Raw genomic sequence first — 15,320 nt, 5'->3', positions numbered from 1 at the left:
ACGAGGGAGTTTCTCCTATAAAATGGAACTCAGGGTGATTCTTTTTTGAAACTTTCCGGCAAAGTCCTCGATTACCTCCAAAAACTAAGCGAAATGCCGAGGCCGATTGCGGGATTTCGCGAGCGGATTGATTTATATCAATAAAGACAAGCTATTATGGTGGGAGGAATGGCGTTGCACTGCGGTATTTAACCCGCCCCCTTTAAAACGCGGTCGAAGCTTCGATCGCGGCCGAACCCGGTTCCCGGACATTTCCATTTACGACGCTTTCGTAACAAAAGATCGATACTAATCGTCCGTATCCGTTAAGCCGCTTATGTATCGGCGCGCATTTGCGTGTCGACTTCCGCCCGGCTTTAGCCAATTTTCCAAGCGCTTCGAAACCGAAATGCCCAACTGAATCCCGGCCCGATAAGGTCGAAATATCCATTTTTCATGGCATGTTACCTGCATTGGCACTTGCCGCTGTCCGGTAATGGCGCACCTTGCCGCTCCTTATCTAATTCTTGCGGCCGGGACCTTATCGGCGGCGACCGGCGGTCCGGCACTAGCCGGGCCGTCGGCTCGGGACACTATCAGTCTTTATAAGGATGAGACGCTTTAACCATGCCCGCCGTACGGCGGGCGTCTTGGAAATCTTTCAAACACAGGAACTAAAGAGTCATGCTAATAAACGCGCTAAATAGAATGCGGATGCGGCAAACCGTCTTGGCGGCGGCGGCCCTCACCCTAGCCAATGTAGCCAGCGCAGGAGTCTTGCACGGGGGCACCTTCAGCGTCACCTATGATCATCCGGAAAACCTGCTGGAAGGCTTGACCCTGGGTCCGGGAGCATTTGGTGAGTTCTATGTCGCGAACTTCCTTCCCAAGGCGGTAGCCGATACTTACCCGACCATGGCCGAGGTCATCGCAATTCCCACCAACACCTATCCGGCGCCCCCAACGCTCGAATACGCCGTCAATCCCGCCGACCTGACCGGCACCGGCATCCCAACGGGCAGCGGCGGCCGCGCCAACAAGCCGACCACCTTGACCTGGGACGCCAGTCAGGACGCGTTGGTCGATTCGTCCACCTTTGTCGCCACCGGCCAGGTCGGACTGAACGGGATCGTCATGACCCGGGGCGATTTCAACGGCACCTTGACGTCCGGGGATTACAGCTTCGAATACAACGCGAATCGAAACGACGGCGTCAACAGCGGCTGGACCTTGTGGAATAACAACAGCTTTAGAAGTTCTACTTTCGATACCCGCAACATCAGCGTGACCACCAATGGCGATGAGTTGCTGTTTACCGGCGAGCTTTGGTGGTCGACGAATTCGAGCGCGTTCTTCTACGGCGGCGACGGATCGACCTCCGCCGGACGAGCCGGCACCTTCACTTTCGTTTCGCCGGCCCCGGTACCGGTACCGGCAGCGGTCTGGCTGTTCGGCAGCGGCTTGTTCGGCCTGCTGGCAGGCGCCCGCCGCAAGGCGCAGCAGGCGGCTCTATCCGCTTGATCGCCGAATGGCGGCGGGTTCCCGGGTGGCCGAGCCGCCCGGGAACCCGCTTCCCCCTTTTCGACCTGTTACGGACTTTTATCGACATGACTACACGTCCCCCACGCTCGCGATTTGGCAAACTCCTCTGCGCCTATTTGGCATGTCTGGCCGCGGCATCCGCATTCCTTCCGGAGACGGCGGCTGCCGCCACGGTCTCCGGCGGCAAATTGACCCTGAATCTGGACCGGGACGCGCTGGCTGCCGCCATCGCGCTGGACGCGACCGATGCGCCGTCCATGTATCTGGAAGAGTTTTTCGACGCCGAGGCTTCCGCGGTTCGCACCGCCTCACAGCTTCTGGAAGACCACCTGGTGCCGGGCGTCGTCGAAATTCCGGCCACCGGCCTCGAGTTCACCGTCAATGGCCCCACCGTCAATGTCCCCTTCGGCCGGAGAACCAAGCCGACCACCATGAACTTCGATCCCGACGATTTCGGCGGCAGCGTCAACGGCGCGATCGGCCTTTCCGGCGTCAGCCGCTTCCGGGTGGATACCGGCCAGGAGCACAACCGGATCGTATCGGGCGAATATACGCTGGAGTTCAACGCGGCCAATATCGACACCGACACCGGCCGCTCGGGTTGGACGCTCTATAACCATTATTCCTACCGGTCGGAGTCGTTCAATCTGTTCAATGTGGAGATGCTGCTCGACGCGGGTACGCTGAGCTTGTTCGGCGATCTCGGATTGGGTCCCGGTTTCGATCATTTGAACGGCACGACCCACGCGATAGTCGGCAGTTTCGGTTTTCAAACCAGCGTGGTGCCGGTTCCGGCCGCGGTTTGGCTATTGCTTTCCGGATTTGCCGGTCTGGGAATATTCGGCCGGAGCAGGGAGAACCGCGCATGACACGGGCGGCCGATTCGCGCAATTCATTGCCTGAACGGCATGCCACCCTGTACGCCGGGTGGCTGTTGGCGCTCGGCTGCGCCGACGCCGCGGCCGTTCAATATTCCGAGGGTCCCTACACCAGCATCCAGGTCAATGTGGACGCGGCCGGACGCAACATCCCCGGCGATGCGGCCAACGAAACCACCATCGCGATCAATCCGGTGAATCCGGCCAATATCGTTATCGGCTGGCGCCAGTTCAATACCGTCACCTCGCCGGACGTGCAGGGTGGCTGGGCCTACACCAACGACGGCGGCGCGAACTGGCATTTTCCCGGCACCTTGCCGTCGCTGGAAGGCCAGCTGCGGACCGATCCGGTGTTGGATGTCGATTCGGCAGGGAATTTTTACTACCAATCGCTGGCCCACGGCAGCGTTAAGGGAACCTCGGTCTTCAAGTCGGAAGACGGCGGCAAGTCCTGGCAGGCACCGGTGCATATGTTCGACGGCGACAAGAACTGGATGATCGTCGACAGGACCGGCGGCGCCAGCGACGGCCATATCTACAGCACGTGGCGGGACGATCCGAAGGGCAACAACTTCATCCGCTCGACCAATGCCGGCGCCACTTTCGATGCACCGTTGAAGATACCCGTCGAGTTCGGATTCGGCACCCTGGCAGTCGGACCCAACGGCGAATTGTTCGTGGTCGGCCGCAACGAACTGGACGAGTACGTGGACGAGGTACCAAGCCGAAGTACCTTCCATCCTTATTTCTTCTTTAAATCGGAAAATGCCCGGGATGCCTCGGCGACCCCGAGCTTTTCGGTGCAAGCCTTGAACATGGGCGGCGCGGCGGCCACGTTTCACGGCGGCCGAAACCCCAACAAATTCGGCACCAACGGCGATGCTCAGGTTGCCGTCGATCGATCCAAGGGTCCGATGCGCGGCAATGTTTATGTCCTGGCCAATCTGGACCCACCGGGCGAGGACAATCTGGACATCCACTTCATCCGCAGCGGCGACGGCGGCAAGACCTGGTCGGAACCGGTCAGGGTCAACGACGACAAGCCTTCAGCCGACCACTGGCAGTGGTTCGCGATGATGGGCGTTGCCGACAATTCGCGTATCGACGCCGCTTGGTACGACACCCGCGACAGCGGCAACTACAAGGTCTCCCGGCTGTATTACGCCTATTCCTGGGACGGCGGCGTCACCTGGAGCAAGAACCGGCCGGTCAGCCCGCCGTTCGACACCCATGTCGGCCTGCCGGCGCGTTCATCCAAGATCGGCGACTACACCCATCTGAGATCGGACCGCCACGGCGCGCATATCGCTTACGCGGCCACTTTCAACGGCGAACAGGACGTCTACTACCTTAACGTATTTCCGGACTGCAACGGAAACGGGACGTCCGACGTGCGGGATATCGAAAGCGGCAAGGCGAGCGACGCCAATGCCAATCACATTCCCGACGCCTGTGAAACGAACCGGCTGGCCGGCGATCTGGACGGCGACGGCGATGTCGACCGCCGCGATATCGACCTGCTCCTCTCCGCCCGGAATCAGCCCGCGTCCGGCCCCGACGATCCCCGCGATATCGACGGGAACGGCACGATCGATATGCTGGATGCCCGCAAGCTGACCTTGTCGTGCACCCGCCCCCGATGCGCGACCGAGTGAGGCTCCGATGCCAAACCCGAATCCGTTTACGGAAACTCCGAAAAGCCGGCTTCCGCTCATGGTTCGAGCCATCGACGAGGACTGATCGTCCCGGGCTCGGTGCAGAACCGGATCGGAGTTTCCCTAAATCGTTCCCGAAACAAGCCACTTAACAGGAGACTGTCAGTATGCTCGACCCCTATTTCAAATCTTTAATCGGCGCACTGTTATTGTCCGCATCCGGGCTCGCCGAGTCCGCGATCACACTGGAGCTCACCCCGCTGTCCCGGACCGCCTCGTCGGTAGGCGTCGGCATCACGGTATTCGGACTCGGCGCCGGCGAAGCACCCTCGCTCGGCAGCTACGATCTGGATCTGCATTTCGATAGCAGCCATTTGGAGTACGTCGGCACCCGTTTCGGTGATCCGACGCTGGGCAACGAACTGGATGTTCACGACTTCGGACTGAACGTGCAGGCCGCCGATTTGAGCAGCACCGGAGTATTGAATCTGTTCGAGCTGTCCTTCGATTCGCCGGCGGATCTGAACGCCCTGCAGGCCGACAGTTTTACCCTGGCGGTAGTTACGTTCACTTTCCTGCAAGCCGGCAGCAGCCCATTGAACCTGGCCGTCAACGCACTTGCCGATGCCGATGGCGACGGCTTGACCGCCGGCGTCTCCTCGGCGACCGTTGCCCCGGTTCCGCTGCCTTCCGCTTTCTGGCTCATGGCCACCGGCCTGACCGCACTGTTCGGACGCGACCGCCGGAGCGCCGGAGGAGTGGGCGATCGATCCGTCACGCACCTGTAGTGGAGACCGCGTTCCGGATGCCCTGCCGGCATACCGAGCCCGCTGACATTTCCACATCGATCTGAAAACCATCCGCTCCCGGCGGCCGCCCCTGCGCTCCGGCCCACACGCAGAGCACAGCCGTGCATAAGCCGGACGGTTTCGACAGTAACACCAGCAGCGTCGACGTCATTCGCATCGACCGGCCTTTTCGGTCGGGCGGTTCTTGCAAATCGAATGCCGCGCAACACTTTCCGGAGCAACCTCGATGACCAGGTCAGAGAAAACAACAATCAGCCGCTATAGCCGGCTTTGGGGATTAGTATGGATGGCGTTCGCGGCGCCGGTCCTTGCGGAGTCTTCCTTTACCGCGTTCGAAAGCGGCCAGGTTCGGCCGCTGGCTTTGTCGCCGGACGGCACCACGCTGTTCGCTCTCAACACCCCGGATAACCGGCTGGAAATCTTTCAGGTCGGCGGTCAAAGTCTCAAACCGGTCGGTTCGGTTCCGGTAGGGCTGGAGCCGGTCGCTTTGGCGGTGCGCAACAGCCAGGAAGTCTGGGTGGTAAACCATTTGTCGGACAGCGTCAGTGTCGTCCATATCGACGGCAACGGCAGCGGACGAGTGACCCGCACCTTGCTGGTCGGCGACGAGCCGCACGATATCGTGTTCGCCGGCCCGGACAAGTCCAGGGCCTTCATCACGACCGCGCATCGAGGACAGAACACCGGCAGAGATCCGCAGCTAACCACGCCGGGCGTCGGCCGCGCCGACGTCTGGGTATTCGATGCCGATCAATTGGGCAATACGCTGGCCGGCGTACCGCTGACGGTGCTGACCCTGTTTACCGACACCCCGCGCGCGCTGGCCGTAACACCGGACGGCTCTACCGTCTACGCCGCCGGGTTCTATACCGGCAACGGCACGATGACGCTCAACGACGCTGTTGTCGAACGCGGCATCGCTCCGCCTTTCACCCGGGTCTATCCGGGACCGACGACGAATTATGCGGGCGAACCGCAACCGAAGGTCGGCCTGATCGTCAAATACGACGGCAGCCACTGGGTCGACGAACTCGGGCAGCAATGGGACGACATGGTGCCGTTTTCCCTGCCGGACCGCGACGTGTTCACCATCGACGCCAACGCCAACCCGCCGGCGGCAAAAGCCGACGGTGACTTCCGCGGCGTCGGTACCACGCTCTTCAACATGGTCGTCAATCCCGCCAACGGCAAAGTCTATGTTTCCAACCTGGAGGCCATGAACCACAATCGGTTCGAGGGCGAAGGCATATACAGCAACGGCCAGACCGTCCGAGGCCATTTGGCCGAAAGCCGGATTACCGTGCTGGGCCCTCAGCAGTCGGTGACGCCGCGCCATCTTAACAAACACATCGATTACAGCCGCTGCTGCGCGCCGATTCCCAACCCGGAAAACGAGAAAAGCGTCGCGTTTCCCCTGGACATGGCTATCACCCGGGACGGCAAGACCCTTTATGTGGCCGCATTCGGCACCAGCGAGGTGGCCCGATACGACACCCGGGAGCTGGAGGAAGACCGGTTCGTGCCGGACAGTGCCGCGCAGATACACGTGACCGGCGGCGGACCGAGCGGGCTGGCCCTGGACGAAGAACGGGGACTGCTGTACGTGCTGACACGCTTTGACAATTCGATTTCCATCATCAACACGGCGACCGGACGCGAAATCAAGCATGTCGCGATGTTCAATCCGGAACCCAAGCACATCGTCGAGGGCCGCCGGTTTCTTTACGACGCCGCTTACACGTCCAGCCACGGCGACTCGGCCTGCGCCAGTTGTCATATCTTCGGTGACATGGACACCTTGGCCTGGGATCTGGGCGATCCCGACGGCGACGAAGGCGAGAATCCCGGGCCGTTTCGTACCCCTCCCCAACTCGGGGCGATCATCCTGGGACATGAAACCAATGAGCATTACCGGCCGATGAAAGGGCCGATGACCACGCAAAGCTTGCGCGGCCTGGATAATCACGGTCCGCTGCACTGGCGCGGCGACCGCACCGGCGGCAACGATGCCAATGCCTTGCCCAATTCCGGACCCAGCGTGCAGCCCAACGGCGGAATATTCGACGAAGACAAGGCGTTCCGGAAATTCAATGTCGCATTTCCCGGTTTGGTGGGACGGCATGAAATGCTGCCGGCCGACGAGATGCAGAAGTTTACCGACTTCATTCTGGAATTGACCTACCCGCCCAATCCCATCCGCAACCTGGACAATTCGTTAACGCCGGAGCAGCAGGCGGGCCGCGACTTCTATTTCAAGGCCGAGCCCTCCGACAGCTTTTTTGCCTGCAACGGCTGCCATGTTCTGGACCGAGACGGCAACGCCGAGTTCGCCGAGGTCAAAAAGCCCGGATTCTTCGGTACCGACGGCCATTCGAGCTTCGACCGCACGAATCAGTTCTTCAAGGTTCCGCACCTGCGCAACATGTACCAGAAAGTGGGTATGTTCGGCATGGCGCCCCAGTCGAATTCCACGGAATCCACCTTCTTCCTGCCCAGAGCCAATGTCGGCGATATGGGACCGCAGATCCGGGGCTTCGGTTTCGGCCCCGACGGCGGCGTCGATACCCTGTTCCGCTTCCTGAGCGCACAAACATTCGCGCGGTCGCTCTTCGCGGACGAAACCGACCCGTCCGACACCCGCACTCCCGTCGAAAAAGCGCTGGCCGGAGTCAATGTCGGCAATCCGGGCGGATTCGATTTCGGCGCGGCCGGCATCACCGAAAGACGCAACGTGGAAGCCTTCCTGCTGGCGTTCGACAGCAACTTGTTCCCCATCGTCGGCCAGCAGGTCACGCTAAACCAGAGCAATGCCGAGCTTGCGGCGTCCCGGATCGACTTGCTGGTCGCGCAAGCCGAAGCGAACGCCTGCGATTTGGTGGCGAAGAATCGGTACACCGGCTTTTTGTATCTGGGCAACGGCCAGTTCCAGCCGTCCAGCCAGGACATGCCCGCGCTGTCCGATGGCGAACTACGGGCCAGTGCCGCGCAGCCCGGAGGCGACCTGACCTACACCTGCGTACCGCCGGGTTCGGGCCTTAGGATCGGTATCGACCGGGACAAAGACGGCGTGCTCGACAATGACGAAACGGCAGCCGGCGATCTGGACGGGGACGGCGATGTCGACGGAGACGATCTGAATCTGTTGCTGCCCGCCAAAAACACGGTCGCCGTTATCGGCGATTCCAAGGACCTCGATCACGATGGCAAAGTGACCGCTCAGGACGCCCGAAAACTGATATCGCTGTGTTCCCGGACGCGATGTGCGACTGATGATTGACGGGCTCTTGGCATCCTTGGATGGACATCCGACGGCTCGGATGTCTTTCGGCCCGGCCGGCCGATTCCGGCACAGGAAGGCCGGTGCGGCCCGGCCGTCGCTGCCGTCCTGCCGGCCGGGCGGGATCGCCCATATCCGGCTGATCGCCCTGGGACTGTGGGCGATCAGCCGGCCGGCGGCGGCCGGCTCGGACGAGGCGACATGGATGGATACGATTCAAATTACTGCGAGCCGGGCGCCGCTCGGCAGCTTCGACGTGCCGACCGCGGTCACTTCGGTGAGTTCTGCCGAAATCGAACGGCAAGTGCCGCAGATCGTTCCGGATCTCCTGCGCGGGCAAACCGGCGTGTACGTGCAGGAGACCACGCCCGGCCAGGGCATTCCCATCGTGCGCGGACTGAAAGGGTCGGAAGTGCTCTACCTGGTGGACGGCATGCGGCTCAGCAATGCCATATTCCGCAATGCGCCGAATCAGTACATGGCCCTGCTGGATCCCTTCAACGTCGACCGGATCGAGGTGGTACGCGGCGCGTCTTCGACGCTTTACGGCGGGGATGCGATGGGCGGCGTCGTCCAGGTCTTCACGCCGGTTCCCCGGTTTTCCGGTTCCGCCTGGCAGTCGCGGACCGTTTTCAACAACAGCTATGGCAGTGCCGAAAACGCCTATCAAACCCATCTGACCATGAGTGGCGGCCGCGACGATCTGGCCGTGACCGGCAGCTTCGGCTATCAGAATTTCGGCGACCGGATCGCCGGCGGAGGCGACCGGCAGCGCCACACGGGCTTCGAGTCCTGGGCCGGTAATGCCAAGCTGCTCTATCATCCCGGCGATGCCCACGAACTGCTGTTCGACATGCAGTTCTTCAGCCAGCCGGAAACACCGCGCTACGACGAGTTGGTGCCCGGATACGGACAGACCGAACCGAGCTCGGCGGTGTTCTCTTTCGAGCCCAACGAGCGCCTGTTCTTCCATGGCCGGTATCGTTACAGCCGTGCCACCGCACTGTTCGACGCGCTGGAGTTTCACGTCGCCCACCAGCGGATTACCGACGACCGGCGCACGCGCGATTACGGTTCCAGCCGCGAAGCCAGGGAGCGCAACGCCAGCCTGCTGACCGGGATCACCGCGCAGGCGACGCTGGAGCAGGATAGTCTCGGGAAGCTGGTCTACGGCTTGGAGTTCTATCACGATGAAGTCGCCAGCAGCCGTGTCGATACCGATATCGGCACCGGCACGAGCTCGACCGCGACCAGCCGTTTTCCCGACGGCTCGACGATGGACTCGGTGGCCGTGTACGGCCATGAAACCCTGTACCTGGGCGAGCGCCTGCAATTACAGTTCGGCAGCCGCTACAGCCATTATCACACGGTGCTGGAAGCGGCCGACCGCGGCGTGGGCGCCAAGCTGGACCATCACGACGTGACCGGGAACGTCGGTCTGTCTTATGCCCTGCTGGACGAACTCAAGTTCGTCGCCAATTTCGGCCGCGGCTTCCGTCCGCCGAACATCTTCGACCTGGGCACGCTAGGACCCCGGCCGGGCAACCGTTACAACATCGCCAATCCGGACCTGAAACCGGAAACCATCCTGACCTGGGATTTCGGGTTCAAATTCCAGAATCCATGGTTACAGGCGGAAGCCATCGGTTACGTCTCGGATTTCCGCGACAAGATCACCAGTGTGCTGACCGGGGAAACCACCTCGGATGGCCGAAACGTCATACAGAACCGAAACATCAACCGGGTCGAGCTGCACGGCGCCGAAGTCGGCGCCCGCTATCGGCTCGACGACCGGCTGGCGCTCTACGGCAGTTTGAATTACACCTTCGGCGAAGAAACCTTCGGCGACGGCGATGCGCTGCCGGCCGACCGGATTCCGCCATTGAACGGCCGGTTCGGGGTCTATTTCCGACCCTGGCCCGCCGTCTGGGTCGAGACTTTCTGCCGCTTCGCCGACCGGCAGAATCATCTCAGCGGCCGCGACTTGGACGATCCCAGAATCAATCCGAACGGCACCCCCGGCTGGGCAACCCTGAACTTGCGCGCCGGCTGGCAGCCGAATCGGCACTGGGCGCTGCAACTGGACCTGGAGAACATGCTGGACAAGAACTACCGGGAACACGGCTCCGGGGTGGATGCGCGGGGTGTCAATCTGATAGCCAGCGTGCGCCTGGCGTTATGAACGGCCGGCCTGACGGCGAGAATGCCGGAATTTCCAAGCCGATCGAGATCGAGACCTTCACGATTTCCATGCTGTGGCATGCGCGCCAAGATTGGGACCCGGGCCATATCTGGCTGCGCGAGGCGGTGAAAAGCATCATACGACTTAAGGCGCGGGCGACACGCAGCGCATTCGAGACGTACACTGCCGGTCCGAGGACTGAACCCGGCGTTCACCGTTTCGCCTCGACCTGGAGCCGCACCATGGCGACATGGATACATCCCGCCGCGTCGGGCGGATTCCCGGCGAGATAGCGCTCGGCCACGGCATCGATAAAGAGGCCTCGCCGTTCCGCCGGGACTGGCGACGTGTAGGGATGCCAGGCCGTGCGCAGCCAGCCGACGAAAGCTTCGCGATCGGCGTGCACCATGTCCTTGTCGATCAATTGAACGCGCTCGGGGTTCAGTCCCGCCTCCCCCAGCCAGCGGCGATAGCTCTCGGCATCGTGAAAACCGAAAGTCCACTCAAAGCGTTGGAAATCGTCCCGCCACGCGGCTTCTCCCAGGACCCGCTCGAACGCCGCGATCAGCGCGGCGGCGGAGCCCCGACCGCCCATCTCCATCCGGCAGCGGCCGCCCGGCTTCAACGCACGGGCGATGCCGGCCAATACCGGGCCGTGATCCCGCACCCAATGCAGGGCGGCATTGGAATAGACCACGGTGAATTCCGCATCGAAAGGCAGTGTCCGGGCATCCGCCCCGCGGAATTCGAGATTCGGGTACTCCGCTGCCGGAAACCGGCTGGCCGCGAAGCCGATCATGTCTGCCGAAAGATCGATGCCGACCACGCGGCCCAACGGCACCCGCTGCGCCAGTTCCGCCGTGATGCGGCCGTCACCGCAGCCGATGTCCAGCACCCGGTCATCCGGGTGCAGGTTCAGCCCCCTCAACAGCTCGCGCGCCCACCGTTCCTGACCGGCCGAGTGGCGGGAATAATCTTCCGGATTCCAGCGATACATCGTACTTGCTCCTCTTGGTGAAAAGGTGCGAGCAAGCATGCCGAAAGAACGGATGGAGGAAAAACGTTGTTTGGCGATACCGCCATCGCGGTTCGCGATGGCCCGAATCAAACGTCCCACCGCCGGGATGGTCCAGTCGCGGATATCGTCTTGGAAATCAAGAGGCAAGGCACAGATCGAGCGGCTTGATGTCGCGAAGGGATTCGCGACCTACAGCGCCATGGTCGTAGGTCGGCAATCCCTTGCCGACAAAGCCGCTTGATCGGGGCGCAGCGTCGGGAAAGGATTCCCGACCTACAGGGCGGCACGGTCGTAGGTCGGCAATCCCTTGCCGACAAAGCCGCTTGATGGGGGCATTGCGTCGGGAAAGGACTCCCAACCTACAGGGCGGCACGGTCGTAGGTCGGCAATCCCTTGCCGACAAAGACGCTTGATCGGGGCATTGCGTCGGGAAAGGACTCCCAACCTACAGGGCGGCACGGTCGTAGGTCGGCAATCCCTTGCCGACAAAGCCGCTCGATCAGGGCACGGCGTCGGGAAAGGATTCCCGACCTACAGCTCGTAGGACGTGGTGACCGAAGGGAACCGCCCTTCGACTGGGCTCAGGACAGGCATCGTTCGCGGCGCATCGGTGCGGTTCGTTCCTCACCGCACCCTACGAGCTACAGGGTGGCACGGTCGTGGGCCGGCAATCCCTTGCCGACGGAGCCGCGTCGGAAAGGGGTTTCCGACCTGCGGCAGCCGGGGCGCCACATAGAACCGTAGATGCTCTAAGCCGTTGCTCCGGCGAGATGATCCAGCAGCAACCTGGCCGCGGCGGACAATGCCTCCAGCGAACGGACGCACAGATGAAGCCGGCGCTTGGCCCAGTCATCGTTCAGCCCCACCGGAACCAGTCCCAGCGACGCGGTATAAGGCGTGGTGGCGGCGCGCGGCACCACGCCGATGCCGAGCCCCGCCGCCACCATGGCGCAAACGGCGTCGAAGCTGGTGACCTGTATCTTGAGATTGAGCGGCCGTCCGGCATCGGCGGCGGCGCGGAGCAGCCGGTAGTGCAAGGCGCTGTCGCTGTGGAGCCCGACCAGATCCGAGCCCAGCGCCTCGCGGAAATCGACGCGCTCGCGCGAAGCCAGCGGATGGCCCGGCTGAACGATCAGGACCAGCTCGTCTTCGCGGAACGGGATCATGATGAGTCCGTCCGCGCCGGCGATATCGCTCACGATACCCAAATCGGCGAGATTTTCGGCGACGGCCCGGGCAACGACGCCGCTCACGTGCTCCTCGAGGTGTACCCGAATCTCCGGATGGGCCGACAGAAACGAGGCGAGCGCCGCGGGCAGGAATTCCACGATCGCCGAGATGTTCGCGAATACCCGCACCTGTCCCCGGATTCCCGCCGAATAGCCGCGCAGCTCCCGGTCCAGCTGCCCGGCCTGATACAGGACGGCACGGGCGCGCGCGAGCAGGGCAAGACCTGCCGGGGTCGGCGCCACGCCTTTGCTGCTCCGCGCCAGGAAGGCCGTCCCGTACCGCCCTTCGAGATCGGATAGCCGCTTGCTGACGGCCGAGGCCACGGTATGGCAGTGCTCCGCCGCCTTGGCGATGCTGCCGGCCTCGGCCACGGCGACGAATAGTTCGAGATCGCGCAGATCGAAATGCATGGAAGGGTCCCGTGGATGTAACGGACTTATTGTATCGGCGTCACGCCTTCGTCGGTCACGAACGCGATGTCGGCATACCGGCATTCTCCTTCCCGGCCCTGGAGCAAACTCAGCGCTATCAGCCACACCCGCACGATGCGGGCCGGCGCCGCGCCGCCGATGAAGTCCAGGTAATCGCGGTGAACGTTCCGCTCCTCGCTGAACCATTCCCCCAGACCCTCGCGGCCGGAACGGATCGCCACATGGGTTTCGCGCGCGGTCCAGGTGGGAATCGGACAGCGGAAGGCAGTGCCCACGGGCAGTTCGGCGCTCCAGTAATAGGTTATGTCCTGGCCGTTGTCGAACTCCACGGCGATGCTCAGATAATCATGGGTCGCGAGGGTGTCCTCGCGCACCTCCGAGGGCAGGCGGTCCATGCGCCAGGCCCAGCGCAGGCGCGTGTTCGGCTCGAGCGGCAGGGAAACGTCCTTCTGCAACAAGCCCACGTCCCGATGCGTGTGGCAACAAATCGCGAATGTCTTTTCCGGCGTCCGGCACGGCCGGTAGATTTCCGCGGGCCCCACGAACCACAGATAGCTCCAGCCTGCCGGCGGAACCACCGGATCGCTCAGGCGGTCGATCTCGGATGCGATCAGGCCGTCCACGTCGCCCAGCGCGGCCAGCTTTTTCAGCCCGACAAGGGGTTCGACCCGCCAGCACAAGATCAAGGCCGTTAGGCTTCCGCTCGCTTGCTCGTAGACTTCATCCGGCGTCGCCAGTTCGCCGGTTCGGGTGGCCCATTCGCCCGGAAAATAACTGGCGAGATAGAGCCGTCCGGGTTTCTCGACAACGAACGTGTGGCTCGCCCGGGTGCCGCGGAAGATCTCGCCGTCCGGACCGATGCGGCACCAAAGCTGAAAATCGGCGCCGAACCAGAGATCCGTGCCCTTGAGACAGGTCTTGCCCACGGCAAAGGTCGTGACCCGCTCGCCCGAGGACAAGTCGATGCCGGTGTCCAGCCAGGGTTTTCGATCCGAGGGCACGTCGATGAAAGCGTGAGCCTTCAACTCTTCCTTTGAGAGCCGGCTCAGCAGGGTCTCGAAGGGCTTTTGAAATTCGTTCCGATGCAGTGTGTCGCTCATGGGAATCCTCCCGGAAAAAGTTCTGGAAAACGCCGGTCCGAATTCATTATCCTAAGCTGGCGTTCCGCTATGGATCGTCAAGCCGCCGGATCGTTTCCCGTCTATGGCCAGCGCTCGGAATTGTATCCACGCTTCACCGGCAGGACTTGCATAAACTGGCTATGCGCACGCTTTTTCCCGGGACTTCGCAACTTTACATGGGGCGCGGACGGGTACTCTATTGCGGCCCGATCCAGCATCTGGAACCCCACGTCTATGGCGCCAACGTGCTGCATGTCGGCATCTATAGGCCGTTTCGGATCAGATTGGCCGACGGCGAATGGCGGACTTGCCGTTGCGCGGTGGTGCCCGCGGGGGTTCGACATGCCCTGGATATGGCGGGCGGCGTGCACGGAAAACTGTTCGTGGAGCGAACCGGCGCCGATGCGAAAGGGTTCCGGAAGCGTTTTCCGTATTCGGAAACCACCGCAAGGTTTTTCGAGGATGCGGAAACGATCGAATGTTTTCGCTGGATACACGAGGAAGACCCGAACCGCAGCGCGGTCGAACAGCGCCTGGAGCGGCTGCTGAGTACCCGCGAGCAGACGCCGGTCGAGCTGGATGAACGCATTCGGCAGGTCATCGAGCGGATTTGCCGCGAACCGGACCGGAATTTCTCGCAAGAGGAGTTGGCACGCCTGGTCGACCTGTCACCCTCCCGATTCCTGCATCTGTTCCGCCAGTGCACCGGCCTGCCTTACCGTCGATTCCGGCTGTGGAAGCGGATGGTATCCGCCCTGGAGCTGCTGCATGCCAGCGACAGCCTGACCCGCGCCGCGCTGGACGCGGGTTTCGCCGATGCGACGCATTTCAGCCACAGCTTTCGCGATACCTTCGGCGTGAACCCTGCACCGGTGTTCAGGAATATCGGGCGTTTCGAAGTGAGTCCCGGAATGGTGGATAAACGATAAAGTGACGGTCCCGGACCCGAGGCGTGAGCGTCTATGTCGGCAAGGGATTGCCGACCTACGGCCGTACCACCCTGCAACTCGTAGGGTGCGGTGAGGAACGAACCGCACCGATGCGCCGCGAACGATGCCTGTCCTGAGCCCAGTCGAAGGGCGGTTCCCTTCGGTCACCACATCCTACGAGCTGTAGGTCGGGAAGCCTTTCCCGACGGCATGCCCCGATCAAGCGGCTTTGTCGGCAAGGGATTGCCAACCTGCGAATAGCGGCAACG

10 protein-coding genes are annotated in these 15,320 nt (G+C 62.3%); 7 read left to right on the top strand and 3 right to left on the bottom strand.

What is annotated here, in order from left to right:
- Positions 1-693 precede the first annotated feature (693 nt).
- The 6 genes from sS8_RS21785 to sS8_RS21760 all read left to right on the top strand — a co-directional run bounded on the left by sS8_RS21785 (position 694) and on the right by sS8_RS21760 (position 10,322).
- Complete coding sequence (locus sS8_RS21785; RefSeq protein ID WP_145986646.1) at positions 694-1,500, top strand: hypothetical protein; 807 nt, start codon at positions 694-696, stop codon at positions 1,498-1,500.
- An 86-nt stretch (positions 1,501-1,586) separates the two neighbouring features.
- Positions 1,587-2,390 carry a VPLPA-CTERM sorting domain-containing protein gene (locus sS8_RS21780; RefSeq protein WP_232020388.1) on the top strand — a complete coding sequence of 268 codons (804 nt, stop codon included), beginning with the start codon at positions 1,587-1,589 and terminating at the stop codon, positions 2,388-2,390.
- On the top strand, positions 2,387-4,054 hold the full coding sequence (locus tag sS8_RS21775; protein WP_119631601.1) for a sialidase family protein: 1,668 nt from the start codon (positions 2,387-2,389) through the stop codon (positions 4,052-4,054). Before sS8_RS21780 ends, sS8_RS21775 begins: the two co-directional genes overlap by 4 nt.
- A gap of 167 nt (positions 4,055-4,221) precedes the next feature.
- Positions 4,222-4,842, top strand: coding sequence for a hypothetical protein (locus tag sS8_RS21770; protein WP_119631600.1), 621 nt, complete (start codon positions 4,222-4,224; stop codon positions 4,840-4,842).
- 247 nt (positions 4,843-5,089) lie between these two features.
- On the top strand, positions 5,090-8,140 hold the full coding sequence (locus sS8_RS21765) for a YncE family protein (RefSeq protein WP_119631599.1): 3,051 nt from the start codon (positions 5,090-5,092) through the stop codon (positions 8,138-8,140).
- Positions 8,133-10,322 carry a TonB-dependent receptor gene (locus tag sS8_RS21760; RefSeq protein WP_119631598.1) on the top strand — a complete coding sequence of 730 codons (2,190 nt, stop codon included), beginning with the start codon at positions 8,133-8,135 and terminating at the stop codon, positions 10,320-10,322. Before sS8_RS21765 ends, sS8_RS21760 begins: the two co-directional genes overlap by 8 nt.
- Positions 10,323-10,533: 211 nt before the next feature.
- Here sS8_RS21760 and sS8_RS21755 read toward each other — a convergent pair whose 3' ends face one another.
- The 3 genes from sS8_RS21755 to sS8_RS21745 all read right to left on the bottom strand — a co-directional run bounded on the left by sS8_RS21755 (position 10,534) and on the right by sS8_RS21745 (position 14,101).
- Positions 10,534-11,319: a methyltransferase domain-containing protein gene (locus sS8_RS21755; RefSeq protein WP_119632947.1), complete on the bottom strand. Its 786-nt coding sequence runs from the start codon at positions 11,317-11,319 to the stop codon at positions 10,534-10,536.
- 770 nt (positions 11,320-12,089) lie between these two features.
- Positions 12,090-12,980: a LysR family transcriptional regulator gene (locus sS8_RS21750; RefSeq protein WP_119631597.1), complete on the bottom strand. Its 891-nt coding sequence runs from the start codon at positions 12,978-12,980 to the stop codon at positions 12,090-12,092.
- Between the two features lie 26 nt (positions 12,981-13,006).
- Positions 13,007-14,101: a DUF3047 domain-containing protein gene (locus sS8_RS21745; protein ID WP_119631596.1), complete on the bottom strand. Its 1,095-nt coding sequence runs from the start codon at positions 14,099-14,101 to the stop codon at positions 13,007-13,009.
- 161 nt (positions 14,102-14,262) lie between these two features.
- On the opposite strand from sS8_RS21745, the gene sS8_RS21740 reads away from it, so the two are divergent.
- Positions 14,263-15,051: a helix-turn-helix domain-containing protein gene (locus sS8_RS21740; protein WP_119631595.1), complete on the top strand. Its 789-nt coding sequence runs from the start codon at positions 14,263-14,265 to the stop codon at positions 15,049-15,051.
- Positions 15,052-15,320: the final 269 nt, after the last annotated feature.

The organism is Methylocaldum marinum, from assembly GCF_003584645.1.
Taxonomy (GTDB): Bacteria; Pseudomonadota; Gammaproteobacteria; order Methylococcales; family Methylococcaceae; genus Methylocaldum; species Methylocaldum marinum.
Note: the sequence above shows the minus strand (reverse complement) of the source record. Positions and strands in the feature narration are given on the sequence as shown.